The sequence below is a fragment of the Aphanothece microscopica RSMan92 genome (assembly GCF_046613545.2).
Lineage (GTDB): Bacteria > Cyanobacteriota > Cyanobacteriia > PCC-6307 > Cyanobiaceae > NIES-981.
On the sequence record NZ_JBKKKY020000016.1, the window covers coordinates 17,680 to 41,525 of the forward strand.

The 23,846-nt window shown below is 72.9% G+C and carries 23 protein-coding genes; 11 read left to right on the plus strand and 12 right to left on the minus strand.

Features of this window, described 5'->3' with window-relative positions; translation table 11 throughout:
- Window positions 1–8 precede the first annotated feature (8 nt).
- Window positions 9–1,973, minus strand: coding sequence for a monovalent cation:proton antiporter family protein (locus tag ACLD7X_RS06555; RefSeq protein ID WP_411422725.1), 1,965 nt, complete (start codon window positions 1,971–1,973; stop codon window positions 9–11).
- Between the two features lie 92 nt (window positions 1,974–2,065).
- On the opposite strand from ACLD7X_RS06555, the gene hypB reads away from it, so the two are divergent.
- Genes hypB through hypE form a run of 7 tightly spaced genes read left to right on the plus strand, consistent with a single transcriptional unit; the run spans window position 2,066 to window position 12,349 of the window.
- The gene (gene hypB, locus ACLD7X_RS06560) at window positions 2,066–2,785 is read left to right on the plus strand and encodes a hydrogenase nickel incorporation protein HypB (RefSeq protein ID WP_411422726.1); all 720 of its coding nucleotides are present in this window, start codon (window positions 2,066–2,068) and stop codon (window positions 2,783–2,785) included.
- Window positions 2,782–5,241, plus strand: coding sequence for a carbamoyltransferase HypF (hypF, locus tag ACLD7X_RS06565; RefSeq protein ID WP_411422727.1), 2,460 nt, complete (start codon window positions 2,782–2,784; stop codon window positions 5,239–5,241). Before hypB ends, hypF begins: the two co-directional genes overlap by 4 nt.
- Window positions 5,217–5,459, plus strand: coding sequence for a HypC/HybG/HupF family hydrogenase formation chaperone (locus ACLD7X_RS06570; RefSeq protein ID WP_411422728.1), 243 nt, complete (start codon window positions 5,217–5,219; stop codon window positions 5,457–5,459). The genes hypF and ACLD7X_RS06570 overlap by 25 nt, the downstream gene beginning before the upstream one ends.
- A complete protein-coding gene (gene nifJ / locus ACLD7X_RS06575) occupies window positions 5,456–9,172 on the plus strand; it encodes a pyruvate:ferredoxin (flavodoxin) oxidoreductase (protein WP_411422729.1) in 3,717 nt (1,238 codons plus the stop codon). Before ACLD7X_RS06570 ends, nifJ begins: the two co-directional genes overlap by 4 nt.
- Window positions 9,169–10,200, plus strand: a complete 1,032-nt coding sequence (locus ACLD7X_RS06580) for a dihydroorotate dehydrogenase-like protein (protein WP_411422730.1) — start codon at window positions 9,169–9,171, stop codon at window positions 10,198–10,200. Before nifJ ends, ACLD7X_RS06580 begins: the two co-directional genes overlap by 4 nt.
- Window positions 10,197–11,357, plus strand: a complete 1,161-nt coding sequence (hypD, locus tag ACLD7X_RS06585) for a hydrogenase formation protein HypD (RefSeq protein WP_411422731.1) — start codon at window positions 10,197–10,199, stop codon at window positions 11,355–11,357. The genes ACLD7X_RS06580 and hypD overlap by 4 nt, the downstream gene beginning before the upstream one ends.
- Window positions 11,354–12,349, plus strand: a complete 996-nt coding sequence (hypE, locus tag ACLD7X_RS06590) for a hydrogenase expression/formation protein HypE (RefSeq protein ID WP_411422732.1) — start codon at window positions 11,354–11,356, stop codon at window positions 12,347–12,349. Before hypD ends, hypE begins: the two co-directional genes overlap by 4 nt.
- A 10-nt stretch (window positions 12,350–12,359) precedes the next feature.
- On the opposite strand, the gene ACLD7X_RS06595 is transcribed toward hypE, so the two are convergent.
- Window positions 12,360–12,860 (minus strand): hypothetical protein, encoded by a 501-nt coding sequence (locus ACLD7X_RS06595; RefSeq protein WP_411422733.1) that lies wholly within the window; start codon window positions 12,858–12,860, stop codon window positions 12,360–12,362.
- Window positions 12,861–13,014: 154 nt separating this feature from the next.
- Between ACLD7X_RS06595 and ACLD7X_RS06600 the strand changes: the two genes are divergently transcribed.
- From ACLD7X_RS06600 to ACLD7X_RS06610, 3 genes are all read left to right on the plus strand, one after another.
- Complete coding sequence (locus ACLD7X_RS06600) at window positions 13,015–13,203, plus strand: hypothetical protein (protein ID WP_411422734.1); 189 nt, start codon at window positions 13,015–13,017, stop codon at window positions 13,201–13,203.
- 27 nt (window positions 13,204–13,230) lie between these two features.
- On the plus strand, window positions 13,231–14,145 hold the full coding sequence (locus tag ACLD7X_RS06605; RefSeq protein WP_411422735.1) for an aldose epimerase family protein: 915 nt from the start codon (window positions 13,231–13,233) through the stop codon (window positions 14,143–14,145).
- 65 nt (window positions 14,146–14,210) lie between these two features.
- On the plus strand, window positions 14,211–16,127 hold the full coding sequence (locus ACLD7X_RS06610) for a sensor domain-containing diguanylate cyclase (RefSeq protein WP_412006811.1): 1,917 nt from the start codon (window positions 14,211–14,213) through the stop codon (window positions 16,125–16,127).
- Here the strand turns inward: ACLD7X_RS06610 and ACLD7X_RS06615 are convergent.
- From ACLD7X_RS06615 to ACLD7X_RS06635, 5 genes are all read right to left on the minus strand, one after another.
- Entirely contained in the window at window positions 16,057–16,443 is a 387-nt protein-coding gene (locus ACLD7X_RS06615) for a MerR family transcriptional regulator (RefSeq protein WP_411422737.1), read from the minus strand. The genes ACLD7X_RS06610 and ACLD7X_RS06615 overlap by 71 nt on opposite strands.
- A gap of 32 nt (window positions 16,444–16,475) precedes the next feature.
- Window positions 16,476–17,153: a mechanosensitive ion channel family protein gene (locus tag ACLD7X_RS06620; RefSeq protein ID WP_411422738.1), complete on the minus strand. Its 678-nt coding sequence runs from the start codon at window positions 17,151–17,153 to the stop codon at window positions 16,476–16,478.
- Window positions 17,154–17,204: 51 nt separating this feature from the next.
- Entirely contained in the window at window positions 17,205–18,107 is a 903-nt protein-coding gene (locus tag ACLD7X_RS06625; RefSeq protein ID WP_412006810.1) for a hypothetical protein, read from the minus strand.
- Between the two features lie 23 nt (window positions 18,108–18,130).
- On the minus strand, window positions 18,131–20,356 hold the full coding sequence (locus ACLD7X_RS06630) for an FAD-dependent oxidoreductase (RefSeq protein WP_411422739.1): 2,226 nt from the start codon (window positions 20,354–20,356) through the stop codon (window positions 18,131–18,133).
- Between the two features lie 94 nt (window positions 20,357–20,450).
- Window positions 20,451–20,894, minus strand: a complete 444-nt coding sequence (locus tag ACLD7X_RS06635) for a cupin domain-containing protein (RefSeq protein WP_411422740.1) — start codon at window positions 20,892–20,894, stop codon at window positions 20,451–20,453.
- 90 nt (window positions 20,895–20,984) lie between these two features.
- Here ACLD7X_RS06635 and ACLD7X_RS06640 point away from each other — a divergent pair, with 90 nt between their 5' ends.
- Window positions 20,985–21,452 (plus strand): DUF2721 domain-containing protein, encoded by a 468-nt coding sequence (locus ACLD7X_RS06640; protein WP_411422741.1) that lies wholly within the window; start codon window positions 20,985–20,987, stop codon window positions 21,450–21,452.
- Here the strand turns inward: ACLD7X_RS06640 and ACLD7X_RS06645 are convergent.
- From ACLD7X_RS06645 to ACLD7X_RS06665, 5 genes are all read right to left on the minus strand, one after another.
- Window positions 21,446–21,670 (minus strand): hypothetical protein, encoded by a 225-nt coding sequence (locus tag ACLD7X_RS06645; protein WP_411422742.1) that lies wholly within the window; start codon window positions 21,668–21,670, stop codon window positions 21,446–21,448. The genes ACLD7X_RS06640 and ACLD7X_RS06645 overlap by 7 nt on opposite strands.
- Before the next feature lie 77 nt (window positions 21,671–21,747).
- Entirely contained in the window at window positions 21,748–22,260 is a 513-nt protein-coding gene (locus tag ACLD7X_RS06650) for a BCAM0308 family protein (RefSeq protein WP_411422743.1), read from the minus strand.
- 47 nt (window positions 22,261–22,307) lie between these two features.
- Window positions 22,308–22,637, minus strand: a complete 330-nt coding sequence (locus ACLD7X_RS06655; RefSeq protein WP_411422744.1) for a DUF924 family protein — start codon at window positions 22,635–22,637, stop codon at window positions 22,308–22,310.
- A 4-nt stretch (window positions 22,638–22,641) separates the two neighbouring features.
- Window positions 22,642–22,893 carry a hypothetical protein gene (locus ACLD7X_RS06660; protein ID WP_411422745.1) on the minus strand — a complete coding sequence of 84 codons (252 nt, stop codon included), beginning with the start codon at window positions 22,891–22,893 and terminating at the stop codon, window positions 22,642–22,644.
- 96 nt (window positions 22,894–22,989) lie between these two features.
- A complete protein-coding gene (locus tag ACLD7X_RS06665) occupies window positions 22,990–23,790 on the minus strand; it encodes a class I SAM-dependent methyltransferase (protein WP_411422746.1) in 801 nt (266 codons plus the stop codon).
- Window positions 23,791–23,846: the final 56 nt, after the last annotated feature.

Consider the following 23,846-nt stretch of genomic DNA (forward strand, 5'->3'; position numbering starts at 1 on the left):
TCCCGGGCTCAGCCCAGCGCCTGGGGATCCCACTGGTCCGGGGCGATCACGAACAGCAGATCTCCCGCCTCCAGGCGGGTGTCGCTCGGAGGGTTGCCCAGCGGCTGGCCCTGGCGGGTGATCGCCAGCACGGTCACCCCATGCTCGCGGCGAAGCCCGGAGCTGGCCACGCTGTGGCCCACCAGGGGAGAGTCGGGGGCGAGCCGCAGGGTGTGGGTCGCGAGGTCGGGCACGGCCACCCGCAGATCGGTGAGCGAGGTGGCCTGGGGGGCCAGGCTGCGGGTCATCCGGCGCCACTCGCCGCGCACCTCTCCCACCAGCCGGGTGATGTCCTCCCGGGGCACCAGCAGGCGGGCCAGCACCCGGGAGAACACCTCGATCGACACCTCCAGTTCATCGGCGATCACCTCGTCGGCGCCGAGGGCCAGCAGGGGCTCCACCTCCCGCAGGTAGCGGCTGCGCACCAGCAGGAAGGCGTCCGGGGCGAGGCGACGGGCCTGCTCCACGATGCGCCGGGTCGCCGCCGGATCGTCGATCACCACCACGATCGCCCGGGCACGATCGGCCTGGACCAGCGCGAGGATCGCAGGGTGGCCGGCATCGCCGAAATGGATCGGCTCGCCCTGCTCCAGGCCCTCCCGCACGATGGCGGCATTAACCTCCACCACGGCGTAGGGAACACCGCTGTGGCGGGCCGTGTGGGCCAGGTTGCGGCCGGTCACCCCGAAGCCCGCGATCACCACATGGCCCTCCAGGCCGGCCCCCTCCGGTTCCGCGGCAGGGGCCGGCAGGCGGCGCTGCAGCCGCACCAGCGGGGTGCGGCTGAGCAGGTCGGCGCAGCGGGGGGCCGCGGCCACCAGCAGGGGGGTGAGGATCATGCTCAGTACCGCCACATCGAGCACGATCTGCAGGATGTCGCCGCCGAGCAGCCCAGCTCCCACGCCGGCCTTGGTGGCCACCAGGGAGAACTCGCCCACCTGGCCCAGTGCCAGCCCCGCCAGCACCGCATGGCGCAGCGGCAAGCCCAGCAGCAGGGCCGAACCCGCCGCCACCAGCGGCTTCACCACGATCACCCCCAGGGTCAGCAGGGCCAGGGTCAGGGGGTGGGCGAGGAGATAGCCGATGTCGAGCAGCATGCCGATCGACACGAAGAAGAGGCTCATCAGCACGTCCCGGAACGGGAGCATCACCGCCACCGCCTGATGGGCGTACTCCGATTCCGAGAGGATGAAGCCCGCCAGAAAGGCGCCGAGGGCCAGGGAGAGCCCCATCGACTGGGTAAACAGGGCGATCCCCCCGCAGAGCATGAACACGCCCAGCAGAAAGGCCTCCGAACTGCGGGTGCGGGTGATGTGCTCCAGCACCCAGGGCACGGCCCAGCGGAAGGCGCCGATTCCGAACGCGGCCACGAGCAGCACCCGGGCCACCAGGGCGCCGAGGGCCGCCAGGCCGGAACCGCCACCTCCGGCCAGCAGGGGAGCCATCAGCATCACCGGCACCACGCCGATGTCCTGGTAGATCAGGGTGGCCAGCACCATCCGGCCGTGGGGTGTTTCGAGCTGGCCGCGCTCCTCGAGCATCCGCAGCACGATGGCCGTGCTGGAGAGGGCGATCACGAAGCCGATGTACAGGCTCTGGGCCGGCGGCAGGCCGAGCAGCAGCAGCGTGGCCGCCACCACCGCTGCGGTGCCGAAGAACTGGGCGGTGCCGCCGATGCTGAACTGGCGGCGCAGCCGGGTGACATCGGCGATCGAGATCTCCAGGCCGATCACGAACAGCAGCAGCACCACCCCGATCTCCGCCAGCAGCTCGATCTCGTGGGCGTTGCGGATCAGGCCGAGGGTGTCGGGCCCGGCCAGCACGCCCGCCAGCAGCAGGCCGATCGAGGAGGGCAGCCGCAGCCGGTGGCAGACCACGGCCGCCAGCACCGACAGGCCGAAGATCACGACGATGTCGAGCAGCAGACTCTGCATCTCGGCGGGCGTTTTCCGCTGCGTGGCACCCCGCCTTCGACGCTAGTCAGCCGGGGATGGCCTTCCTAGCCTGAGGCCCCGGGGACGCGCCGATGTGCACCGACTGCGGCTGCGCGCTTGACACGGCGGCCCCCGCCCCACCGGCCTCCCCGGCGCCCCGCACGCTGCACCTGGAGCTGGGTCAGGCCCTGCTGGCCCGCAACGACAGCCAGGCTGCCGGCCTGCGCCGGCGTTTCGCCGCGGCCGGCCTGCCGGTGGTGAATCTTCTCTCCTCGCCGGGCTCCGGCAAGACCGCCCTGCTCGAGAGCCTCGGCCGGCAGGAGCTGGGGAGAAGCCGGATCGGCGTGATCGTGGGGGATCTGGCCACCGATCACGATGCCCGGCGCCTCCAGGCCGCCGGGCTCGAGGCGGTGCAGATCACCACGGGCCAGGCCTGCCATCTGGAGGCGGCCATGGTGGAGCGGGCGCTGGGCGGGTTCGATCTGGCGGCCCTCGACCTCCTGGTGATCGAGAACGTGGGCAATCTGGTCTGCCCCGCCGCCTATGACCTGGGCGAGGGCCAGCGGCTGGTGATGCTGTCGGTGACCGAGGGCGAGGACAAGCCGCTCAAGTACCCCGCCAGCTTCGCCTCGGCCGACGTGGTGGTGATCAGCAAGCGCGACCTGGCGGATGCCGTGGGATTCGACCGCCGTCAGGTCCTCCGCCATCTCGAGCGGGTGGCCCCCGGGGCGCGGATCGTGGAGACCTCCGCCCGCACCGGCGAGGGCCTCGAGGAGCTGCTGGCCGTGATCGGGCTGCCCCAGGCGGGGTGAGCGCCTCTGCGGCTGGGGCTGCGGCCCGGCTGTGGCTGGACTGCCGCGGCGTGGTGCAGGGGGTGGGCTTCCGGCCGCTGGTGCATCGGCTGGCCGCGGAGCTGGCGCTGGCGGGCGCGGTGGAGAACGTGGCCGGCGGGGTGAGAGTGGAGCTCCAGGGGGAGCGGGGGGCCCTGGAGCGCTTTCTGGAGCGCCTGCCCCGGCAGCTCCAGCCGCCGGCGGCCCTGGAGCCCCTGCACCCGCTCTGGCTGGAGCCGATGCGGCCGGCCCCGCGCGGGCTGCGCATCGCCGCGGCCGCGGCGCGGCCGCTGGGCACCGGCCTGGTCGCCCCCGCCCTCGCCGCCGACCTGGCGCCCTGCCGCCGCTGCCTGGCCGAGCTGGAGGATCCGCTCAACCGGCGCTTCGGCTACCCCTTCATCAGCTGTTCGGCCTGCGGGCCCCGCTACAGCATCGCCACGGCGGAGCCCTACGCCCGCGCCCACACCACCCTGGCGGCCTTTCCGCTCTGTGCGGCCTGCCGGCGCGAATTCGAGGATCCCGGCGATCGCCGCTTCCACGCCGAGACGATCGGCTGCCCTGCGTGCGGCCCGCGGCTGCGGCTGTGGACCGGGGTGGACCCCGCCGAGCCTGCAGGGGTGGAGCCGATCGCCGCGGCGGCGGCGCTGCTGCGGCAGGGCCGCATCCTGGCCTTGCAGGGGGTCGGCGGCTTCCAGCTGCTGGTGGATGCCACCGATCCCGGCGCGGTCAGCCGCCTGCGGCGGCGCAAGCGGCGGCCCGACAAGCCCTTCGCCCTGCTGGTGGACGACCCGGCCGCCCTGGGGGACGTGGTGACGATCAGCCCCGAGGAGCTCGTGCAGCTGCGCAGCTCCGCCGCCCCGATCGTGCTGCTGCGACGCACGCCGCCAGGGGCGGGGAGGGAGGAGGCGTTCGCGGCCGTGGCGCCCGGCAGCCCCTGCCTGGGGGTGATGCTGCCGGCCTCGCCCCTGCATCTCCTGCTGGCCCGGGCGGTGGGGAGGCCGCTGGTGGCGACCAGCGGCAACCGCAGCGGCGAGCTGTTGCAGACCGATCCACGCCAGTCCCGCGCCTGGCTGGGGGATCTGGCCGATGCCGTGCTGGAGCACGACCGGCCGATCGCCCGACCCCTGGACGACTCGCTGCTCCAGCTGGTGGAGGGCCGTCCGAGGATGCTGCGCCGGGCACGGGGCTATGCCCCCACCGCTCTTGCCCTGCCCGCACCGCCCCCGCCGCAGCTGGAGGCGATCGCCCTGGGCGGGGATCTCAAAGCTGCCCCGGCGCTGCTGCGGGAGGGGCGGCTGTGGCTGGCTCCCCACCTCGGCGATCTGGCCGGAGCCCGCCAGCAGCAGCTCCTGGAGCGCTGGCTGCTGGAGCAGGCGGAGCAGCCCGGATCCGGCGGCCAGCGGCGGATCGTCTGCGACGCCCATCCCGGTTACGTCAGCCACCGGCTGGCCTGCGCCCAGGCCGTCCGGCAGGACGTCCGGCCCGTCCTCGTGCAGCACCACCGGGCCCATGGCCTGGCGGTGGCCGCGGAGCACGGCCTGCCGCTGCCGCTTCTGGTCTGGGCCTGCGATGGCCTTGGTTTTGCGGACGGGGCGGCTCACCGGCTCTGGGGCGGCGAGTTGCTGCTGCTGCACGCCGAGGGGGCGGAACGGCTGGCGGGCCTGCGACCCTTCCCGCTGCCCGGCGGGGAGCGGGCGATGCGCGAGCCCCGCCGGGTGGCGCTGGGGCTGCTGGTGGCGACGGGCTCCGCGGCCCTGCTGGAGCACCCCGGCGCCCGGGCCTGCCGCCGCAGCTTCGCGGCCGGGGAGTGGGAGCTGCTGGTGTCGGCGGTGCGGGCCGGCTGCCAGGCGCCGCTCAGTTCGGGGATGGGACGCCTGTTCGATGGGGTGGCCTCCCTGCTCGATGTCTGCCAGCACCAGAGCCATGAGGGCCAGGCGGGCCTGTGGCTGGAGGGGCTGGCGCGGCGGGCCACGGCCGCTGGCGGGGGGGCGCTGCCGCTTCCGCTGCGGGCTGCCCCGGGGCTGCCCCTGGGCTGGCTCGACTGGCAACCCCTGCTCGAAACCCTGCTGGAGGCCCTGCGGCAGGAGGACCGCCTCGGTGCGGCCCTGCCCGATCTGGCGGCCCGCTTCCACCACGCCCTGGCCACGGCGATGGCGACGACGGCGGCGGCGGCCGTGGCGGCAAGGGCGGAGCTGGCGGCCGTGGCGCCGTCCGGCACCCCGGTGGCCCTGGCTGGCGGCTGTTTCCAGAACGCCCTGCTGCTGGAGCTCACCGCCACCGCGCTGCGCCGCGTCGGGCTGGTGCCGTTCTGGGGCGAGCAGGTGCCGTGCCATGACGGCGGCCTGGCCCTGGGGCAACTCTGGGCACTTCTGGGCCGCGTTCCTATAACGAGATCAGCCGCGCCGGCAATCCCATGTGCCTGGCCACCGCGGGGTTGATCCTGGGGATCCGCAACGCCGACGACCCCCTCTGGCGCGCCGCGGAGGTGGACTTCGGCGGGGTGCGGCAGGAGGTGAGCCTTGCCTGTCTGCCGGAGGCGGTGGTGGGTGATCGGGTGCTGGTGCACGTGGGTCTCGCCCTCGCCCTGGTGCGTGACGGCGAAGGTGATGGCCACGGCCAGGGGCGTGGCCCTGGGATTGGGGAGCCGCCGGCATGACGGCCTCCGCCTCCTCCCCCGCCTCTGTCGCCGCCACCGATGCGGCGACCCTCACCCTCGACGGCAACGAGGCCGTGGCCCGGGTGGCCTATCGCCTCCACGAGGTGATCGCCATCTATCCGATCACGCCCGCCTCGCCGATGGGCGAGTGGGCCGATGCCTGGGCGGCGGAGGGGCGGCCCAACCTCTGGGGGGCGGTGCCCACGGTGGTGGAGATGCAGAGCGAGGCGGGGGCGGCCGGAGCGGTGCACGGAGCCCTCCAGGCCGGGGCGCTCACCACCACCTTCACGGCCTCCCAGGGATTGCTGCTGATGATCCCCAACCTCTACAAGCTGGCCGGGGAGCTGACGCCGGCGGTGCTGCACGTGGCGGCCCGCTCCCTGGCGGCCCAGGGGCTGTCGATCTTCGGCGACCACAGCGATGTGATGGCCACCCGCGGCAGCGGCTGCGCGATCCTCTGCTCCACCTCCGTGCAGGAGGCCGCCGACTGCGCCGCCATCGCCGCCCGGGCCAGCCTGCGCAGCCGCCTGCCCTATCTGCATGTCTTCGATGGCTTCCGCACCTCCCATGAGATCCAGAAGGTGCAGGCGATCGACGATGGGGTGCTGCGCCAGCTGATCCCCGAGGAGGCGGTCACGGCCCACCGCCGCCGCGCCCTCAGCCCCGAGCACCCGGTGGTGCGGGGCACCGCCCAGAACCCCGACGTCTACTTCCAGGCGCGGGAGTCGGTGAACCCCTACGTCGAGGCGGCCGCGGATCATCTGATCGAGGCGATGGACCGCTTCGCCGCGCTCACCGGCCGCCGCTACCGCCCCTGCGACTACGTCGGCCCGGCCGACGCCGAGCGGGTGATCGTGCTGATGGGCTCAGGCTGCGAGACAGCCCTGGAGGCGGCGGAGGCCCTCCAGGCCGCCGGCGAACGGGTGGGGGTGCTGAAGCTGCGGCTGTACCGGCCCTTCGCCTCCCGTCTGCTGGTGGAGGCCCTGCCGGCCAGCCTCCGGGCGGTGGCCGTGCTCGACCGCTGCAAGGAGCCCGGGGCCTCCGGGGAACCCCTCTACCTCGATGTGGTGGCGGCGGTGGCCGAGCTGTGGGGCGAGGTGCACGGCGCTGTGCCGCCGCCGCGGGTGCTGGGCGGCCGCTACGGGCTCTCCTCCAAGGAGTTCACCCCGGCGATGGTGAAGGCCGTGCTGGACCATCTCAAGCGGGCGATGGCCGGTCCCGGGGCCCTCAACCACTTCACCGTGGGCATCGACGATGACCTCACCCACCGCTCCCTGCCGGTGGAGGCCGGCTTCGTGACCGAACGCCCGCGGGCCGAATGCGGCGAGGTGCGGGCGGTGTTCTACGGCCTCGGCTCCGATGGCACCGTGGGGGCGAACAAGGCCGCGATCAAGATCATCGGGGAGGGCACCGATCTGTTCGCCCAGGGCTACTTCGTCTACGACTCGAAGAAATCGGGGTCGGTGACGGTGTCGCACCTGCGGTTCGGGCCGCGGCCGATCCGCTCCAGCTACCTGATCCAGCGCCCCACCTTCGTGGCCTGCCACCAGTGGGATTTTCTCGGCCGCTTCGACCTGCTGGCCGGCATCGAGCCGGGGGGCGTGCTGCTGCTGAACAGCCCCTTCGGCGCCGCGGAGACCTGGAGCCGGCTGCCGGAGCGGCTGCGCCAGCAGATCCGCCAGGCCGGCCTGGACGTGCACCAGATCAATGCCTACCGGGTGGCGCGCGAGGCCGGCATGGGGCCCCGCATCAACACGGTGATGCAGGCCTGCTTCTTCGCCCTCAGTGGGGTGCTGCCGCGGGACGAGGCGATCGGGCGCATCCGCGGCTCGATCCGCAAGACCTACGGGCGCAAGGGGGAGGCGGTGGTGGCGATGAACCTGGCCGCCCTCGACGCCAGCCTCGACCATCTGGAGCAGCTTGACTGGCGGGCCCTCGAGGCCCAGGCCGCCCCGCCGCCAGCTCCGGCCAGTGCCGAGCCCGGCCTGGCCGAGCGCCTGGAGGCTGCGCCGGCGTTCGTGCGCGAGGTGATCGGCCCGATGCTGGAGCGCCGGGGGGACCAGCTGCCGGTGAGCGCCCTGCCCTGCGACGGCACCTGGCCGGTGGGTACGGCCCGCTGGGAGAAGCGCAGCATCGCCGCGGAGGTGCCGGTGTGGGAGAGCGAGCTCTGCGTGCAGTGCGGCAAGTGCGTGATGGTGTGCCCCCACGCCGTGATCCGCGCCAAGGTGGCGCCGCCCGAGGCCTTCGAGCTCGCCCCGGAGGGCTTCCGCACCGCCGCCGCCCGGGACCACGCCTTCAGCGGCCAGACCTTCACCCTCCAGGTGGCCGCGGAGGACTGCACCGGCTGCGGCCTGTGTGTGGAGGTCTGCCCGGCCCGCGACCGCAGCGAGCCGCGGCGCAAGGCGATCAACATGGCCCCCCAGCGGCCGTTGCGCGAGCAGGCCCGGGGCCACTGGGACTTCTTCCTGCAGCTGCCCGAGACGCCGCGCGGCGATCTCGACCTGCGCAGGATCGGCCAGCAGCAGCTGCAGCAGCCCCTGTTCGAATTCTCCGGGGCCTGCGCCGGCTGCGGTGAGACCCCGTACCTCAAACTCGCCACCCAGCTGTTCGGCGACCGGATGCTGGTGGCCAATGCCACCGGCTGCAGCTCCATCTACGGCGGCAACCTCCCCACCACACCGTGGAGCGCCAACGCCGAGGGGCGTGGTCCTGCCTGGAGCAACTCCCTCTTCGAGGACAACGCCGAGTTCGGCTACGGCATGCGGGTGGCCCTGGATCAGCGCCGGGAGGCGGCCCTGACCGATCTGCACCGGCTGGCCTCGGCGTTGCCGCCGGAGCTGGTGGAGGCCATCGGCGGCGCCGATCAGGCCGATGAGGCGGGCCTCGTCGCCCAGCGGGAGCGGGTGGCGCAGCTCCGCCGCGAGCTTCAAGCCCTGCTGGAGGGCACCGCCCCGGGCCTGGGTCAGGACGACCAGGGGCGGGCGGCAGCCCATCGGCTGCTGGAGCAGGCCGATGGGCTGGTGAAGACGAGCGTCTGGCTGGTGGGGGGCGACGGCTGGGCCTACGACATCGGCTTCGGTGGGCTGGATCACGTGCTGGCCAGCGGCCGCGACGTGAACGTGCTGGTGCTCGACACCGAGGTGTACTCCAACACCGGGGGGCAGGCCTCCAAGGCCACCCCGCTGGGGGCGGTGGCGAAATTCGCCGCCTCGGGCAAGGGCTCCGCCAAGAAGGACCTGGGCCTGATGGCGATGACCTACGGCCACGTGTACGTGGCCAGCGTGGCGATGGGCGCCCGCGATGAACACACGATCCGGGCCTTCCTCGAGGCGGAGCGGTATCCGGGGCCCTCGCTGATCTTGGCCTACTCCCACTGCATCGCCCATGGCATCGCCATGGCCCAGGGGATGGAGCACCAGAAGCTGGCGGTGGAGTCGGGCCGCTGGCTGCTCTACCGCTACGACCCCCGCCGGGCGGAGCGGGGGGAGAGCCCCCTGCAGCTGGACAGCCCGGCGCCGCGTCGGTCGCTGGAGGAGGGGATGGCGTCGGAGAACCGGTTCCGGATGCTGCGCTACGGCCAGCCGGAGCGGGCCCGCGAACTCCTGCGCCGGGCCGAGGCCGAACGGGAGCGCCGCTGGGCCGCCTACCGGGCCCTGGCCCAGCCCCACCCCAGCCCCTCCAGTCCCACGCCGCCCGGTTCGAGCCCGCCATGAGCCCCGATCTCTCCACGACCTACCTGGGGCTGAGGCTGCGCACCCCGCTCGTGGTGGGGGCCGCCGGACCCCTCAGCGAGGACCTCGCCCACCTCGAGGCCCTCGAGCAGGCCGGCGCGGCCGCCATCGTGCTGCACTCCCTGTTCGAGGAGCAGATCGAGCGCGAGCAGCTGGATCTGCACTGGCACACCCACCAGGGGGCGGAGAGCTACGGCGAGGCGCTCAGTTACCTGCCCGAGGTGGCGGCCTTCCACGAAGGCCACGATCTCTACCTGCGTCAGATCGAGCAGGCCCGCCGGCGCCTGGGCATCCCCGTCATCGCCAGCCTGAATGGCACCAGCCCCGGCCGCTGGGTGGAGGCGGCCCGCCGCATCGAGGCGGCGGGGGCCCACGGGCTTGAGCTCAACATCCATTCCCTGCCGGTCGACCCCGACCTCTCCAGTGCCGCGATCGAGGCCCGGGTGGAGGAGATCGTGCGGGAGGTGCGGGCCGAGGTGGCCCTGCCGCTGGCGGTGAAGCTCGGCCCCTTCTTCACCAACTTCAGCGCCATGGCCCAGCGGGTGGCCCGGGCCGGCGCCCAGGGCCTGGTGCTGTTCAACCGCTTCTACCAGCCGGACATCGACATCGAGGAGATGGTGGTGCGTCCGAATCTGCTGCTGAGCACGCCCCATGACCTGCGCCTGCCCCTGCGCTGGGTGGCCCTGCTGCATGGCCGGGTGTCGCTCGACCTGGCCGGCAGCAGCGGCGTGCACCGGGGCACCGATGTGGTGCGGATGCTGATGGCCGGGGCCTGCGTCACCCAGGTTGTGGCGGCCCTGCTGCGCCATGGGCCCGCCCGGCTGGCGGGGCTCGAGGACGAGCTGGCCACCTGGCTGATGGAGCACGAGGTGGCCACGGTGGCCGAGCTGATCGGCTGCATGAGTCAGGAGCGTTGTCCCAATCCGGAGGAGTACGAGCGGGCCCAGTACATGCGGGCGATCCAGAGCTACCGGCGCGCCGATGCGGCGGCCGCCCCCGGCCCCTGGTGAGCCACGTCGCCGCGCTGGCGGCCCAGCTGCGGGCCACCCAGACCCGCCCCTGGACCCTGATGGAGGTGTGCGGCGGCCAGACCCACGCCATCGTGCGCTGGGGGATCGATCAGCTGCTGCCGGAGGGGCTGCGGCTGATCCATGGCCCCGGCTGTCCGGTGTGCGTCACCCCCGCCACCGTCCTGGACCAGGCCCAGGCCCTCGCCCGCCGGCCGGAGGTGATCCTCTGTTCCTACGGCGACATGCTGCGGGTGCCGGGCAGCGCCCCGGGCGAGGACCTGCTGGGGGTGCGGGCCGCGGGCGGGGACGTGCGCTTGCTGACCTCCCCCCTGCAGGCGCTCGCCCTGGCCCGCCGGGAACCCCACCGCCAGGTGGTCTTCCTGGCGGTGGGGTTCGAGACCACCGCCCCGGCCACGGCCCTGCTGGCGCTGCAGGCCGAAGCGCTCGGGCTGGGGAACCTCTCGCTGCTGGTGGCCCATGTGCGGGTGCCGCCGGCGATGGCCGCCATCCTGCGGGAGCCCGGCAACCAGGTGCAGGGGTTCCTGGCGGCCGGCCATGTGGGCTCGGTGATGGGTCTGGCGGAGCTCCAGCCCCTGGCGAGGGACCATGGCGTGCCCGTGGTGATGACGGGCTTTGCGCCCGAGGAGCTGATGGCGGGGCTGCTGCGCTGCGTCGCGATGCTGGAGGCCGGCACGGCCGGCGTGGCCAACGCCTATCCCAGCGTGGTGCGCGAGCAGGGCAACCCCGGGGCCCGCGCCCTGCTGGAGCGGGTGTTCCGGGTGGTGGATCAGCCCTGGCGCGGGCTGGGGGTGATCGCGGCCGGCGGGCTGGCCCTGCGGCCCGAGCTGGCCTGGCTCGACGCCCGGCAGCGCTTTGCTCTGGAGGCGTACTGCGGAACGCCGGCGGCCGTTGAGGACCCGTGCGCTGGGGAGCAGTGCTCTGAGGGCCCGTGCGCTGAGGCGCAGTGCATCGCCGGCCGGATCCTGCAGGGCCGCGCCCTGCCGTCCGACTGCCCCGCCTTCGGAGGGCGCTGCACTCCGGAGCATCCCCTCGGTGCGCCGATGGTGTCCAGCGAGGGGGCCTGCGCCGCCTATCACCGCTACCGGGCCGACAAGGCCCAGGCCCGACCCGCCATGGCCCCGGGAGGTGGGGGGTGAGCGAGCGGATTCAGCTGGCCCATGGCGGCGGTGGCCTGCTGATGCAGCAGCTGATCGAGCAGGAGCTGCGCGGCCTCTACGCCGATCCCCGCCAGGTGCTGCACGATGCCGCCGCGATCGACGCCCCGCCGGGCCGGCTGGCCTTCACCACCGATGGCTACGTGGTGCACCCGCTCGAGTTTCCCGGCGGTGACATCGGCCGGCTGGCGATCACCGGCACGGCCAACGATCTGGCCATGGCCGGAGCGCGGCCGCTGCACCTGAGCGTGGCACTGATCCTCGAGGAGGGCCTGCCGATCGCGCTGCTGCGGCGGCTCGTGGCCTCGATGGCGGCGGCGGCCCGGGACTGCGGCGTGAGCGTGGTGACCGGAGACACCAAGGTGGTGGAGCGGGGCAAGGCCGACGGGGTGTTCATCACCACCAGCGGTCTCGGTGTGGTGGCGGAAGGCCGCCGGATCGATCCCACGGCGATCCGCCCGGGGGATCAGCTGCTGCTGAGCGGGGATCTGGGGCGGCACGGGGTGGCGATCCTGGCGGCGCGCCACGGCCTGGTGCTCGACCCGCCGGTGCTCAGCGACTGCGCGCCCCTCTGGCCCCAGGTGGAGCGGCTGCTGGAGCAGGGGGTGGCGATCCATTGCCTGCGGGATCTCACCCGCGGCGGGCTGGCCAGTGCGCTCCAGGAGCTGGCGGCGGCGGCGGCGGTGGAGATGGCCGTGCAGGAGGAGCGGCTGCCGGTGGCCGCGGCGGTCGCCGGCACCTGCGCGGTGCTGGGTTTCGAGCCGGTGCATCTGGCGAATGAGGGCCGCTTCGTGGCCGTGGTGCCACCCGAGGCGCGGGCCCGGGCCGAGGCGTTGCTGCAGCCGGCGGGTGGGGGCTGGATCGGCGAGGTGCGGGCGGCGGCCGGCTCGCCGCGGGTGCTGCTCACCACGGCCCTCGGCACCGAGCGGCTGCTGCTGCCGCTCAGCGGTGAGCTGCTGCCACGGATCTGCTGAGCCCCCCGGCTCAGGGGGCTGGTGGCGCCAGCCGCCAGAGGGCCAGCCCGCCGCCCCGGCCCCGCGCCGCCAGCCATCCCTCCTCCCCCTGCCGGCGGCTGGCGATCAGGGCGAAGAACGGCCGTGACCGCTCGTTCCCCGGCCGCGGCAGGGGGCGCTGCCAGAGCAGGCGGCGGGCCAGCCGCAGCTCCACCCGCTCGAACCAGAACACCAGCAGCGGGCGGCGGCCGCGCAGCGCTCCCTCTCCCACGAAGCAGAGCTGCAGGCTGCCGAGTTGCACGCTGTTGCGCACCCCGAGCGGCCCTCCGTCCATCGCCGTGATGGCCAGGCAGGCCCCGAGGGGGCGGAGCAGGGCCACCGCCGCGGGCATCGGCCGTGCCTGGCGGCGGCTCCAGAGCTGCCACAGCTGCCAGGTGCCCTCCAGGTCGTTGGCGGTCAGTCCGGAGCCGTGGCGGCGGCTGTGCTGTTCGAGCTCGAGGAGTGCGGTGCCTTCGGGGTGGGCCAGGGCCATCGGCACGATGCTCGGCGGGAACGGGGTGACGGCAGCGGGGGCAGCTTCACATGCCGCAATCGTTCTCTGGGTATCCCTGCTTATCCGGAAAGCCAGATGTTGCTAGCCACGGGCCACCTTCATACGGTAAAGGACCAGCCCCCACCGCCGCGCCATGAACTCTGCCGAAGCCTTCCCCGTCCAGGGCCTTCAGGCCTCCGGTCACCCGGCGGCCTTCGCCCAGGGGGCCGGCCACCGGGACCATGACCCGGTCGAGGCCTACTTCGAGTGCATCACCACCTGTTCCATCGACGATGGCGAGTGCGTGACCACCTGCACCGAGATCCTGCGGCAGCACAGCTGAGCGCCCCGATCTGCCCGGACCCCGCCGATGGTTGACGCCATGGGCCTGCGCCAGCGGCGCGATCCCTATCCCCATTGGGAATACGGCGATCCCGCTGGGACCGAGCTGCTGCGGGTGGTGCCCGAGCGGGGTGGGCTGGTCACCGGCTGGCGCAGCCTGGGCCGGGAATGGCTTTACCTCGATGTCGAGCGCTTCCGGGATCCGGCCCTGTCGGTGCGCGGAGGGATCCCGGTGCTGTTCCCGATCTGCGGCGGCCTGCCCGAGGATCGGTTGCCGCTGCCCCAGGGCACCTTCCGGCTGCCCCAGCACGGCTTTGCCCGCACCCTGCCGTGGCAGCTGGTCCCGTTGCCGGAAGGGGGCGGGATCCGGCTGGAGCTGCTCCATGACGCCCACACCCTGGCGGTCTATCCCTTCGCATTCCGCCTGACGCTGGAGTACCGGCTGGCCCCCGGCAGCCTGCAGATCACCGCGCTGGTGGACAACCTCGGCAGTGAACCGATGCCGTTCAGCCTCGGGCTCCATCCCTACTGGCGGGTGGGGGCGCCTGGGGGCGTGCGGCTGGAGGGGCTGCCCGAGCAGTGCATCGACCAGCGCAGCATGGCCTCCGCCTCCACCGCCGCGCAGCTGGCCGAGCTGGGATCGGGGGTGGATCTGCTGGCCCATCCGGCCGGTCCGGTGCGGCTGGTCGACCCCGCCACGGCTTCGGCGGTGGTGCTCGAAGTCACCCCCCCCCTGGACCTGGTCGTGGTCTGGACGGATCCCCCCCGGCCGATGGTCTGCCTTGAGCCCTGGAGCGCGCCGCGCCAGGCCCTGATCAGCGGCGATCGCCGGCTGGAGATCGCTCCGGGGGAGCGCTGCAGCCTGGGCTGTCACTACCGGGTGCTGGCCGGGACCGCGGCGGCCGAGGGGGCTCCGGGAACGGCGTGGCTAGAAGTGGGGTGAACGCTGGGGTGGACGCTGCGCAGGCCGCCGCATCCCGTTCCGCTCCGCCAGCAGCCCCGACCGCCATGGAAGCCCCTCCCCTCAGCGCGCACGAGGCCGAACGGCTCCTCGCGCAGGCGGGTGACGGGGGGCTCGACAGCGAGCTGGACCCGCTGGTCGGGGGTATCTGCGCCCTGACGCGCCGCCTGGCCGGCGCCGAGCTGGCCATGGTGAGCCTGGTCGACACCGAGCGGCAGTGGTTCAACAGCTGGGCGTCCGGCCGGCTTGGGGTGCAGGCCAGCGACACCCCGAGGCCGCTGGCCTTCTGCGCCCAGACGATCCTGTCGCGGGCTCCGCTGATCGTTCCCGACACCTGGAAGGACGGGCGCTTCGCGGCAGACCCCCTGGTCACCGGCGCTCCGGGGATCCGCTTCTATGCCGGGGTTCCCCTGATCGGCCGCCAGGGCCTGGTGATCGGCAGCCTCTGCGCCATCAGCCGGCAGGTGCATGGCCTCTCGGAGGAACAGGTCGACAGCCTCGAGAAGCTGGCCTCGGTGCTCGTGCAGCTGCTGGAGAGCCGGGGGCCCTCCCCTCCGGACGCCCCCAACGCCGCCGTATCGCCGGCTCCGGATCGGCTGATCAGCCGGGCGGCGCTGCTGCAGCGGCTCGAGCGGGCCTGCTCCCCGGATCCCGATCCCGATCCCGCTGCCGCCGCCGGCCCCCTTGCTCCCCTGGCCCTGCTGCGCTGTCGGTTGCGGGATTACGAGCGGATCACGGCGACCTTCGGCCGCGTGCTGGCGGAGGCCTGCCTGGCGGAGGCCTCCCGCCGCATCCTGGCCGTGATCCCCGCGACGGCCGTGGTGGCGCCCTTCTCCGAGGCGGAGGTGCTCGTGCTGGTGCCGGATCCGGGCCGGGGCGCGACGGTGCAGGCCCTGGGGGAGAGGATCCTCGCGGAGGTCAGCCGGCTGCATCGCATCGGCAACCTGCCGTTGGCCATGGCCATGGCGGTCGGGGTGGCCACCGCCGGCGAGAAGGACGCCTCGGCCACCACCCTGCTCGCCGACGCCGGCCTGGCGCTGCAGATGGCCAGCCGCTCGGCAGGCAGTGCCCTGCGCCTGGTGGATGCCCGTGCGAAGGGGACCGCCCTGGCGAGCTACCGCTTCGAAACCCAGTTCCACTCGGCCCTGCACGATCGGATTCTCGACCCCGCCTTTCAGCCCATCGTGGATCTGGCCACCGGGTGGCCCCTCGGCCTGGAGGCACTGGTGCGCTGGGAGCATCAGGGGCAGCTGCTGCCGCCGGCGCGGTTCATGCCCCAGGCCGAGGACGCGGGCCTGACCGGTGCCGTGGACCTGCTGGTGGCCGAGAAGACCCTGGCCGCGCTGTCCCAGCTGGCGGGGGCGGTCGCCGGCCTGCCGATGACGATCAGCCTCAACCTCTCGAGCAGCACCCTGAAGGACAGCGTCCTGCGCCTGCGGTGGCTCGGCATGCTCAAGGCCTCGACGCTGCCAGCGGGATGGAGCCTGCAGGTGGAACTGCTGGAGGAGGCGTTCCAGGACACCTCCGAGGCCTTTGATCAGTTCCTGCAGCACCTCACGGACAGCGGGGTGACCATCGCCATCGATGACTTCGGCACCGGTTACTCCTCGCTGGGGCGGCTGATCGCGCTGCCGATCCAGCGGGTGAAGCTGGACCGCACCTTCATCGCCCGGCTGGATTCGGGCAGGCCGGGCCCCCGCAAGCTGCTCAGCCGGATGGTGGTGATGCTGGAGGATCTCGGCCTGGAGATCACCGCGGAGGGGGTGGACTCGCCCCTGCAGAAGGCCTGGCTGCTGGACCATGGCATCCGCAGCGCCCAGGGCTATCTGTTCGCCCCGCCCCTGCCCTGCTCCGAAGCCATCCGCTACCTGAAGCGCGCCGCCGCGCCGCTGCTCAGGCCCGACGACCCCCGCAGGACTGCCAGCTCTCCAGCAGGGTCATCAGCTCCTCCCTCAGGGTCCTGAGGTCGAGGATCTTGGCTTCGATCTCGTCGACCTTGTCCCGGAGGGTGGCCTGCAGGGTCTCGCAGGTGCAGAGCCCGGAGCGTCGCGCCGCCAGGATGCCCTTCACCTCGGCGAGGGGGATGGCCATCGCCTTCAGGCGCCGGATCAGGGCCAGGTCGGCGTAGACCCCCTCGTCGAACAGGCGGTAGTGGCCGGCGCTGCGGGCGACGGGCTGGATCAGCCCCTCATCGCAGTAGAAGCGGATCGTCTTGACGGGCAGGCCGGAACGGGCCGCGACCGTGCCGATCTTCAGGCCAGGGGGCGCGGCCACAGCCATGGCCTGACTTTTCTGCTGGTGGAGGGTCGAGCCTAGGTCTGGCCGGCCGTCGCCGCGGCAGCCGGTGGCAGGGTGCTGGGGTTGCCGTTGCGGATGGCGTGATAGCCGGGGGAGAGGATCTCCACCTTGGCGGCGGCGAACTGGTCCTGGATCGCAGCCAGCAGATCGGAGAGGGTCTCGCGGTACTTCTTGGCGTCGCGCACGCCGGCGGTGAGCTCGTAGCTGATGTGGAAGTCGTTGAGGCTGGTCTGCAGCACGAAGGGGTCCACCTCGTCGCTGATGCCTTCCACCGATTCGGCCGCGGCCAGCAGCAGGGCGTGCACCTGGCGCCAGGGCACGTCGTAGCCGATCGTGATCGTGGTGCTGAGCGCCACGGGTTTGCGGATCTCGCGGCGGGAGAAGCTGTAGTTCACCACCGAGGCGGCGATCACGGCCGCGTTCGGAATGCTCACCAGCTCGTTGCGGGGCGTACGGATGCGGGTGACCAACAGGGCCCGCTCCTGCACCAGACCCACCACCCCGTTGATCTCCACCCGGTCGCCCTCGAGGAAGGCGCGGGTGTAGATGAGCATCAGCCCGCTGATGATGTTCGTGGCCACGGCGCTGGAGCCCAGGGCGGCCAGCACGCCGAACAGCAGGCCCGCCCCCTGGAACACCTTGCTGTCTGAGCCGGGGATGTAGGGGAAGGCGAACACCACCCCGATCAGCACGATCAGGATGTTGGCGATGCGGCGGGTGGGAATCGCCCACTCGCGGTAAAATCAGCGGATGCTGATCTGGCCGCGCCGCAGGGCGGCGAACAGCCAGTTGCTGACGCGCACCATCAGGGCGGTGCCCACCGCGATCACGGCGATCCAGAGCAGGCTGGGCACCAGGCGCAGGCAGGCCCGGATCAGGCGCAGCGCCAGGCTGAGGATCTGGTCGCTCAGCCCGTCGGCCATGGCCTGGGTGGGCGGGAAGAAGCTGAGCAGCAGCGGGATCAGCAGCCAGCTCACCGTGATCAGCAGCCCCCAGTGCACGATCGAGAGCGCCAGATGGCTGATCGCCCGGGTCTGGGCCGAGGTCACCAGCGTCTGCTGGCCGATCTTCAGCTTCGGGGCCAGTTCCACGCTGCGGCCCGCGAGCCAGCGCTTGAGCCGCACGTGGGTGCGCCGCTGCCAGCGCAGCCACAGCACGTACACCACCAGCACCGCCAGGGCCAGCAGGGTGCCCACGATCCAGTTGCGCAGCCTGTTGCGGTCTTCGTAGGCCACGATGGCGCTGCGCACGGCGTCGCGGTAGCGCTTGGCCAGGGCCTCCCGCGTGGTGCCGGCCTGCTTGGCGGCCCGCTCGTCCACCGCCAGGCCCGGGATGAACTTGCCCTCGAAGTTGAGCAGCCCCACCATCGAGTAGGGCGGCTCCTCCCGCACCACCACCTGGTTGGCCTCGAAGCGGGGATTCCTCACCATCCGGGTGAGGTGGCTGCTGATTCGCTCCGCCACCTCCTCAGGGGTCTGCGCTCCCGCGGCGCTGTTGATCTCGATCACCTTCTCGCCATCGAGGGTGACCCAGGCGGCGCTGGCACCGGGCGCCGGACCCAGCAGCAGAAAGGCCGCCAGGAGAAGGGCGAGACAGCGCCGGATGCCCACGGGGTTCAGGGGCCGAGAGGCCAGCAGTTCCGGCATTATCCGGCCCGGCCGGCGGCGCGTCAGCCGCCGCCCCGTCGCCAGCGGAACCAGCGCTCCAACCAGCCCAGCAGCCGCCTGGGCGCCCGGGCCTTCTTCCACACGCCGGCGGCGTACTTGTTGGCCTCGGAGAAGGTGGGGTAGGCGTGCACCGTGCTGAAGAGGCGGCTCAGCCCCAGCTTCCAGCGCATCGCCAGCACGACCTCCGCCAACAGCTCGCCGGCGTGCTCGGCCACGATCGTGGCACCGAGGATCGTGTCCTTGCCGGGGGCGGTGAGCACCTTCACGAAGCCCCGCTCGGCGCTCTCCACGATGGCCCGGTCGAGCTCATGCAGCGGGAAGCGCGTCACCTCCACAGGAATCTGCTGGGCCGCGGCCTCCGCTTCGGTGAGCCCCACCGTGGCCACCTCCGGATCGGTGAAGGTCGTGCGCGGGATCACGCGGTAGTCGGCCCTGAAGCGCCGCACGCCGCCGAACAGGGCGTTCACCGCGGCGTACCAGGCCTGGTGGGCGGCGGTGTGGGTGAACTGGAACGGCCCGGCCACATCGCCGGCGGCGTAGATGTTGGGGTAGAGGGTCTGCAGGTAGGCGTTGGTGGTGATCGTGGCGCCGGTGGGGATGCCGAGCTCCTCGAGGCCGTAGCCCTGCAGCCGCGCCCGGCGGCCGAGGGCGCAGAGCACCGCATCGCAGGCCAGGGTGCGGGCCTGGCCCTCGTGCTCCACCAGCACCCGGGCGGCGCCCTCCCCATCGGCGGCGAAGCCCAGCACCTCGGTGCGGGTGAGCACCTGCACGCCATCGGCCTCCAGGGCGCGGCGCACGTCCTCGGCCACGTCGGCGTCCTCGCGGCGCAGCAGCCGGCCGCTGCGCTGGATCAGCGTCACCGGCAGGCCCAGCTGGGCCAGGGCCTGGGAGAGCTCGCAGCCGATCGGTCCGCCCCCGAGCACCACCAGCCGCGGCCGCTCCTGCGGGCAGGTGCGCAGGTAGGTCCAGATCGTCTCGCTGCTGAGCAGGGGCACCTGATCGGTGCCCGGCAGATCGGGCAGCACCGGCGCGGCGCCGGTGGCCAGCACGATCGCCCGGCTGGTGAGGCGCAGCTCCCCATCGGCCCGGGTGATGGCCACGGTCCAGGGATCGACCAGGCGGGCGTGGCCGCGGATCACCTCCACGCCGAGCCCCTCGTAGCGCTCCACGCTGTCGTGGGGGGCCACGGCCTCCACCTTGGCGGCCACCCGCTCGAACACCTGGCGCACCGAGAGGCGGGGCTCCACCGGCTCCAGGCCCCAGCGGTCGGCCCGGCGCATGCGGGCGGCCAGGCGGGCCGAGGCGATCAGGGCCTTGCTGGGCACGCAGCCGGTGTTGAGGCAGTCGCCGCCCATGGCCTCGGCTTCGATCAGGGTGACGCGGGCCTTCACCGTGGCGGCGATGTAGCTGGTGACCAGCCCCGCGGCGCCGGCGCCGATCACGATCAGGTTGCGATCGAAGCGGCGCGGGCGGCTCCAGCGGCGGTAGAGGCGCCAGGTGGCCCAGCGGCTGGTGGCGGCCCGGGCCAGCCAGGGGAAGGCGGCCAGCAGGGCGAAGGAGAGCAGCAGCGGTGGCGAGAGAATCCCGCCCAGCCCTTTCAGGCGGGCCAGCTGGGTGCCGGCGTTCACGTACACCAGCGTGCCGGGCAGCATGCCGATCTGGCTGGTGAGGTAGAAGGCGCCGGCCCGCATCGGCGTGAGGGCCATCAGCAGGTTCACCAGAAAGAAGGGGAACACCGGCGCCAGCCGCAGCGTGAGCAGATACAGCACCCCGTCGCGCGCCACGCCGGCCTCGATCGGCGCCAGCTGCCGCCCGAAGCGCCGCTGCACCAGATCGCGCAGCAGGGTGCGGGCCAGCAGGAAGGCCAGCAGGGCGCCGGCGCTGGAGGCGAACGACACCAGCAGCGTGCCGAGGCCGAGGCCGAACAGGGCCCCGCCGGCCAGGGTGAGCACCGCCGCCCCCGGCAGCGACAGGGCCGTGACCACCACGTAGACGCCCATGTAGGCCAGGGCGCTCTGCAGCGGTGCCGCCTGGCGCCAGGCCAGCAGTGAGCCCTGGGCCCGCTGCAGCCCCTCCAGGGTCAGCTGCCGCTGCAGCCCGAACCCGAAGAACAGCGCCACCGCCAGGACGATGGCCGCCAGCAGCAGCAGCTTCCGCCAGCCGCCGCCCTGGGGCTCCGGCTCGGGGGTGGCGTCGCCGGGGGGGGACTCGGCTGCGGGAGGGTGCATGGAGGCGGATGGCCTGGCTCTCTACCTTCCTCCCTACCGGCTGGGGCGTCGCACGGATTGACGCGGCGGCCGGCGCCTGCCGGGGAGGGGCGGCTCAGGGCCGGGCCGGCAGCGACAGCGCCTGTCCTTCCAGGCCCACGTAGACCACCAGGATCCGGGCGGGTCCGGGCCCCAGGCTGGTGCCCTGGTGGGGTGTGTTCACCAGCTCGATCAGCCCGTCACCGGCCTCGAGCGTGATCGTCTCGCCCGTGGCGGTGGAGACGCGCATGCGGCCCTCGAGCAGCACGCCGGCATTGATCACCGGGTGCACATGCAGGGGCAGCGACGCCCCGGCCGGGAGGGTGATGCGCAGCACGGTCACCTCCGGCTGCCCCGGCCCCAGGGGCGGGAGCGGGGAGCCATCCCAGCTGCGGGTGCCCTTCACCAGCTGCTCCACCTGGATCGCCTGGGCCACGGCCGGCTGCGGGCCGGCGGCCAGGGCAAGCGCCACAAGGGCCGGTGCGCCCCAGCGGCGGGGCCGCGGGCGCGGCAAGGGCATAGGCCACATGGGAGCCGTGCTGTTGCGCGCACCCTGGGAAGGCGCGGCGGTGGTGTCAACGCCGGCCGGCGCCGCCAGGCTGGAAGGGCCATGACCCGACCCGAGTTCGCCACCTCCATGGAGCAGCCCGCTTCGATCGTGAGCCTGTCGCGGGCGATCCAGCTCTCCCTCTCGCCGGTCTTCCTGCTCACCGGCATCGCCGGCCTGCTGAACCTCTTCACGGGGCGACTGGCGCGGATCATCGACCGCACCCGCGTGATCCAGGCGGCGCTGGACCAGGACCCCGCCGGTGAGGCGTCTCCGCTGCACCGCAGCTTCCAGGTGCAGCGGAGACGCCTCTTCCTGATCAACCGCGCCATCCTGCTCACCGGCATCGCCGCCCTGCTGGTGGCCGCGGTGGTGGCTGTGCTGTTCATCGGCTCGATCGCCGCCATGGATCTGGCGGCGATCGTGGTGACGCTGTTCGTGGTGGCGATGCTCGCCCTGATCGTGGGGCTGCTGCTCTTCCTGCTGGAGGTTCAGATCGCCATCCGGCAGAACCCGCGCCGCTACTACTGAGCAGCGGGACTCGCAGCGCCCGGAGCGGGGGTGGCGCCGCCCTCGATCGCGCCCTTGCTCACCCGTTCGGCTTTGGGCCTGGCTTCACACTGGCTGTGGATGATCCGGTCTCGGATGGCCTGGGCCTGGGCGGGTTGCACCGCCAGGGTGACCAGGCAGATGGCTCCGGCCACCTGCAGCAGCCAGGTACAGGCCGGAAGCTTGCCGAACGGGGACATGGCCAGTGGTTCCGGGTGCCGGACTGGGGCACGGTCCGCCGGGGCACCACGCCGCTCACCCCCCGCTCAGTCCCCCCTCAGCCCCGCTGCCAGTGGGCCCGCATCGGGGAGCCGGCATCCGGATAGGGGGCGTTGAGGGTTCCACCGAAGGCCTTCACCAGCGCCTTGCCGAGCCCATGAGTGGCATGGATGCCGGTGAAGCGCAGCAGCACCGCACCGCCGGCGGGATCGCCGCTGGTGTCGATCAGCCGCTCGAGGGGATGCTCCTGGCGGATGCGCTGCTCGGTGTTGTTGACCAGCCGCATCACCTCCTCGGCATGGGCGGCGAGGAAGCTGCCCTCGAGGCTGAGTTCGCCGGCGGGCACTCTGTCGCGGATGCGCTCGCAGGCGGGGCAGCGGTGGCTGCCGGCACCGGCCGGCGGGGCCTCCCAGCTCCAGCGGCCCTGCTGGAAGGTGGCCTGGCAATCCGGGCAGCTGCTGGGCTGGGGCGGCTTGCGGCGCTGCTGGTAGGGATCGCTGTGTTGCCCGCTCTCCATCCCGTCATGGCGGGGGCGATGGTTGGCGTGGGCATGGGTGGTGGTGGGTTTCATGGCCCTGGACCCTGCTGCTCCTGCTGTAGCCATAGCTGCAACGGCTGTCAGGTGTGGCCGCCCTCAGAAGCCGGAGCCGGGGGTCTGCAGGAAGGCCAGCTCCGCGGCCGTCGAGGTCCGAGCGAGGCTGGCGTTGCGGTGCGGGGATCGGTGAACCCCTCGACCAGCGGGATCGCCCTCTCCCGAATGGCCAGCGTTTCGCTGTGCATCCGGGGCATCAGCCAGAACTGGCGCCGGGCCTGGCGGGCGAGGGGCAGGAAGCGATCCCGCAGACGCCGATCGACGTCTGGATCGCTGCCGAACCACGGGCGCGGCTCGATCGCCGCGAACCAGTCGTGAAGGACGGCGTCGCTGACGGCAGTCGTGGCGTCGGTCAAGGGCTCAGCAGCAGGGAGCCGTCCGGCGGGGCAGGGGCAGGACGGTGTGGCGCAGGGCCCGGGGATCGGGATCGGCGCGGCGGATGCGGGTGCGGTAGGCCACGTGGATGGGCCCCAGGTGCTCGATCAGGGCCTCACGGGCCTCGTGGTGGAGTTCTTCGAGGGAGGCGGCGGTGATGGTGATGGGATGGTCCTCGGCCCGGGCCTCGAGATGGCCGGGACGCTCACTGATCACGCGAAAGACGATCTCGCGCATGACGGGGATATCTGCGTTTTCCGCCCCCATCCTTGGGCCGATCGCCCTGTCCTGGGGGTGCCCGGGGATACGGGGATCCGATCCGGCCCAGGGGGCTCAGGGCCGGCCCGGCACCGTGCCCTGGATCGCATGGGCCAGGCCTGAGAGGGTGAGAGGCTCCTCCCCCTGCACCTGCCAGCGGCTGCGGAGCCGTTCCTGCACCGCCATTCGTTCCGCCGCCGTCAGGGTGGCGAGGACCTGCCCGGAGCTCGGTCCCTCCAGCAGAAGGTTCCAGAGCTCCTCAAAGCCGGTGAAGGTGCGTTGCACCGCCACCTGCCGCGTTTCGATCCCCTCCAGGCCACCGTTGGCCCAGAGCTCCACCAGCGTCTCCAGGCGGGAGGCCTCGGGGCTGGGCGGCATCGGCAGGGCGCGGCCCAGCGCCTCCAGCACGGTGCGCACCTCCTGGTAGGGGAACCCTCCGTTGGCCATGTCCCAGGCGTAGGCGGCCACCGTTCCCCCGGGGACCACCACCCGGGCCATCTCCGCCACGCCGCGGGCGGGATCGGGAACGAAGAAGATCACCAGCGGCATCACGGCCACGTCGAAGCTGCCGGAGCCGTAGGGGAGATCCATGGCATTCCCGAGCTGGAAGCGGGCGCCCTGCAGGGCGGGATGCCGGCGGGCGAAGCCGAGCTGGGCTTCGGAGGGATCGACGCCCTCCAGGCTGCGGGGTGCCCAGCGTTCGGCCACCAGCTGGGTGAAGGCGCCGTTGCCGCAGCCCACGTCCAGCCAGCGCAGATCCGGGGCGGGGGCGAGCCAGTCGAGAACCTCCCGGCCCACCTGCCGGCTCCACACCCCCATGAAGCGGTCGTAGGCCGCTCCATCGGAGAAGCGGATCGCCTCCCCTGTGCCGCTCATGGCCGCCCCGCCTGTCGTGGCCGCAGCATGGCAGGGCGGCGCGGAGGCGGTACAAC

What these genes read in the sequence shown, in the direction of transcription:
- ACLD7X_RS06645 (WP_411422742.1), bottom strand. Translation starts at nt 21,670, where the DNA reads ATGTCCCCGTTCGGCAAGCTTCCGGCCTGTACCTGGCTGCTGCAGGTG.
- ACLD7X_RS06580 (WP_411422730.1), top strand. Translation starts at nt 9,169, where the DNA reads ATGAGCCCCGATCTCTCCACGACCTACCTGGGGCTGAGGCTGCGCACC.
- ACLD7X_RS06635 (WP_411422740.1), bottom strand. Translation starts at nt 20,894, where the DNA reads ATGCCCTTGCCGCGCCCGCGGCCCCGCCGCTGGGGCGCACCGGCCCTT.
- ACLD7X_RS06555 (WP_411422725.1), bottom strand. Translation starts at nt 1,973, where the DNA reads ATGCAGAGTCTGCTGCTCGACATCGTCGTGATCTTCGGCCTGTCGGTG.
- ACLD7X_RS06605 (WP_411422735.1), top strand. Translation starts at nt 13,231, where the DNA reads ATGGTTGACGCCATGGGCCTGCGCCAGCGGCGCGATCCCTATCCCCAT.
- ACLD7X_RS06610 (WP_412006811.1), top strand. Translation starts at nt 14,211, where the DNA reads ATGGAAGCCCCTCCCCTCAGCGCGCACGAGGCCGAACGGCTCCTCGCG.
- ACLD7X_RS06630 (WP_411422739.1), bottom strand. Translation starts at nt 20,356, where the DNA reads ATGCACCCTCCCGCAGCCGAGTCCCCCCCCGGCGACGCCACCCCCGAG.
- ACLD7X_RS06615 (WP_411422737.1), bottom strand. Translation starts at nt 16,443, where the DNA reads ATGGCTGTGGCCGCGCCCCCTGGCCTGAAGATCGGCACGGTCGCGGCC.
- ACLD7X_RS06660 (WP_411422745.1), bottom strand. Translation starts at nt 22,893, where the DNA reads ATGCGCGAGATCGTCTTTCGCGTGATCAGTGAGCGTCCCGGCCATCTC.
- nifJ (WP_411422729.1), top strand. Translation starts at nt 5,456, where the DNA reads ATGACGGCCTCCGCCTCCTCCCCCGCCTCTGTCGCCGCCACCGATGCG.
- ACLD7X_RS06570 (WP_411422728.1), top strand. Translation starts at nt 5,217, where the DNA reads ATGTGCCTGGCCACCGCGGGGTTGATCCTGGGGATCCGCAACGCCGAC.
- ACLD7X_RS06625 (WP_412006810.1), bottom strand. Translation starts at nt 18,107, where the DNA reads ATGCCGGAACTGCTGGCCTCTCGGCCCCTGAACCCCGTGGGCATCCGG.
- ACLD7X_RS06595 (WP_411422733.1), bottom strand. Translation starts at nt 12,860, where the DNA reads ATGGCCCTGGCCCACCCCGAAGGCACCGCACTCCTCGAGCTCGAACAG.
- ACLD7X_RS06650 (WP_411422743.1), bottom strand. Translation starts at nt 22,260, where the DNA reads ATGAAACCCACCACCACCCATGCCCACGCCAACCATCGCCCCCGCCAT.
- ACLD7X_RS06640 (WP_411422741.1), top strand. Translation starts at nt 20,985, where the DNA reads ATGACCCGACCCGAGTTCGCCACCTCCATGGAGCAGCCCGCTTCGATC.
- hypB (WP_411422726.1), top strand. Translation starts at nt 2,066, where the DNA reads ATGTGCACCGACTGCGGCTGCGCGCTTGACACGGCGGCCCCCGCCCCA.
- ACLD7X_RS06600 (WP_411422734.1), top strand. Translation starts at nt 13,015, where the DNA reads ATGAACTCTGCCGAAGCCTTCCCCGTCCAGGGCCTTCAGGCCTCCGGT.
- ACLD7X_RS06665 (WP_411422746.1), bottom strand. Translation starts at nt 23,790, where the DNA reads ATGAGCGGCACAGGGGAGGCGATCCGCTTCTCCGATGGAGCGGCCTAC.